The organism is Campylobacter concisus, from assembly GCF_002165815.1.
Classification (GTDB): domain Bacteria; phylum Campylobacterota; class Campylobacteria; order Campylobacterales; family Campylobacteraceae; genus Campylobacter_A; species Campylobacter_A concisus_BH.
In genome coordinates this window covers 1-2,785 of record NZ_NDYN01000020.1, presented here as the reverse complement: position 1 = coordinate 2,785, position 2,785 = coordinate 1, and the positions used below count along the sequence as shown (strand labels likewise).

Below are 2,785 nucleotides of genomic sequence, written 5' to 3'. Positions count from 1 at the left end.
GCGCACTAAGTGCCAAAAGAGTAAATGACAACCACGCTCTCATGCAAGACCTAGTTCATCACTGCTTAAGCGACAAAGGCTGCGCGCTATCAGTGGCATAATAAATTAATAATATTATAAATATATTCACAATAAGATTATGAGAAATTTCTATCTTGTATAGTTTTAAATTTAAAAGGATTTATGATGAAAAAAGTAAAATTTATAGTTTTTATCTGCTTGTTTATACTGCTACCACTTGCTTATTTTAATGGCTTTATAAGAATTTCTGATCTAACTAGCGAACAAGAGAGCATTGCTAAAAAATATGGTGGTGTTTATGTATTTGATGAAAAGCTAGATAAGGAGATAGATAAGAGAGAAGAAGAGAGACGAATAATGACAAAAGGCTTAAGTGGTAAAAAATTAGCCGAAAATCGTTATGCAGTTGATATGACGCCAGTTAATGAAAAATTACCTAGAGTTTTATCTAATGGAAAAAAATATTACCTCAGATGGGTTGATTATGAAAATGAAACTAGAAAAAAGATAAAAACTCCACAAATTTACAAAGATAAAATAAAAGAATTTATTGGCAGTGAAGATTATGAAAAATTTAAACCATCTTATGACTTGGGCTATTTTTATATAGATGATAATGATGAAGTAAGAGTAATCGATCTAAGTTTAGACTACTACGTTGTTGAAACAACATATACACTTTCAGGCGATGAAGCAAGTGGAATAAAATTTACAAAAAATAGATATATAAATGTAGCTGGAGATAATTATTTTTACTTGATAGACAATAAATTTCAAAAGATAAATAAATAGGACAAATAAATGAATACTATTAAAAATTTAACCAACAAAGAGATGGTAAATAAGATAAAAGACTATGCTGATATAGCCGATGTTGCTTATGCGTTTTTTGAATATATAGACGAGAATGAAATTTGGAGTTTTTCGGATAAATTTCATAATGAGAGAATTTTAAAAAAGCCAAATCCTAGATGGGACTATGCTGATAATGTAAATTATGGTCATACTTTAGAATTTGACATTAAAGATGAAAGCGGAAATACCATAAAAGCTGCTGGTACTCCTACATCTTACGCTCTTTGTGTCGAAGCTAGGTTTATGCAAGACTTAACTATTCAAAAACCAAAAGAAGATGATGAATTAGAAGAAGAAAAAGTACAAATTTCTAATCAAATAAAAAATTTTATAAAAGTCCCTCGAAATAAAAAGCAGTATTTATTTTACACAATAGACAATCTCTCCAAACGTACCAAAAATTTCACATCAAGATTTAGACTTCTAAAACATCAAAAAAATAATGGGCTAGGTTTTAGTGCCACGCTCTTTGAAGATACAAAGGACAACAGCAAAAAAATATTAACCTTTAGAGGTACTGAGATCACTCCAGGAGACTTAATTGCAGATATAGAGCTAACAATTAATGAGATACCAATACAGGTAAATTCTTTAATAAATTTCTTTTTAGATAGTGTTATACCTATATTAAAAGAAGGTGAAAAGATAAATATATGTGGTCACTCACTTGGTGGATACTTAACTCAGATATGTGCTTTTACCTTTGCTGAATATGTAGATGAAATTTATACATTTAACTCTCCTGGGATATTAACAGATTATATGAAAACTAGAGTAGGCATCCCATCTATTGATCTCATGCCAAGGTTCATTAGAAATAAGATCATATATTTCTTTAATAAAAGAAATGTCCCTTACTATGAAAAGCTTAAAGAAAATTTGTTCTTAGCAGATAAGGACCACACCTACCTACCAGCACCTTTAAATGTTAATAACATATATCACATGAAAACAGACAATGATAGCCTAGCCTTTAACAATAAACTCTATGAAAACGCTATACAAGACCTTGGAGTTGATATAAATGGCAATGAGGTGCTTATAAATATAGGCAACGTAGATGCGATACTAAATACAAATGTAAGTATAAGCTCGCACTTTCTTACCTACACGGCTGCTACACTATACTTTTTCTCATATCTTTTAGAGCAAAAAGATAATGACGAAAAGACAAAAAATGTTAGCCTAAAAGGCACACTTTTATATCTAAATGACTTTATGGAGCAAAACTATAAGCTTATTTTTGATCTTGACACAAATTTATCTTTAGCATATAAAAGTGAGACATCCTATATAGATAACAAAGCTACACTACCACCTCTTTTATATAATAAAAACAAAAACTGGATGTTGCTTATACTATTAAATAATATAAAACACGACTTTAAGATATTTAATCACAATTTAGAAGACGAGCAAGAAGCTTTGATAATAGAAGATATATTTAAGCTTAGTGACGAGAAGCGATACACAAATATAATAAGCAAAGATGAAGTAGAGAAATTTAAAGAAGGTGGATGTGAAAGCATAGAAGATAAAAGAGCTATGCACAAGTGCAGGACATACAAGGTGGTAGATGAGAGCTCTAGTGATATCACCACCACCAAGGCTGATGCTAGCAAGCTCTACACCTATACGTCAAATTTCACAAGGTCGCTTTCATCACAAGATGAGAAGGCATACTTTATGAAAAGATCAGAGCAAACCTACTCTCTTTTATTTGACAACAGCACGCAGAGTGGCTCTATAAATTTATACGACGTAAAAGATAGAGGCGAGATAAAATTTGGCTTTTTATCAGCTAGCTCTAGCGTATATGTGGATAAAGATAAAGAGAGCATTGCTATATTTACAAAAGATAAAGACATAGTGGATATTGAAAGGATATATGACAAGATAAGAGATAAAT

2 protein-coding genes are annotated in these 2,785 nt (G+C 30.7%); both read left to right on the top strand.

The window, feature by feature from the left end:
* The first annotated feature begins 186 nt into the window (after positions 1 to 186).
* Positions 187 to 813 carry a hypothetical protein gene (locus tag B9N65_RS10710; protein WP_087583817.1) on the top strand — a complete coding sequence of 209 codons (627 nt, stop codon included), beginning with the start codon at positions 187 to 189 and terminating at the stop codon, positions 811 to 813.
* Between the two features lie 9 nt (positions 814 to 822).
* A partial coding sequence (locus B9N65_RS10705; protein ID WP_087583816.1) for an Mbeg1-like protein occupies positions 823 to 2,785 on the top strand: 1,963 nt, incomplete at its 3' end.

Coding starts and splice junctions, on each gene's coding strand:
- B9N65_RS10710 (WP_087583817.1), top strand. CDS start 187: ATGAAAAAAGTAAAATTTATAGTTTTTATCTGCTTGTTTATACTGCTA.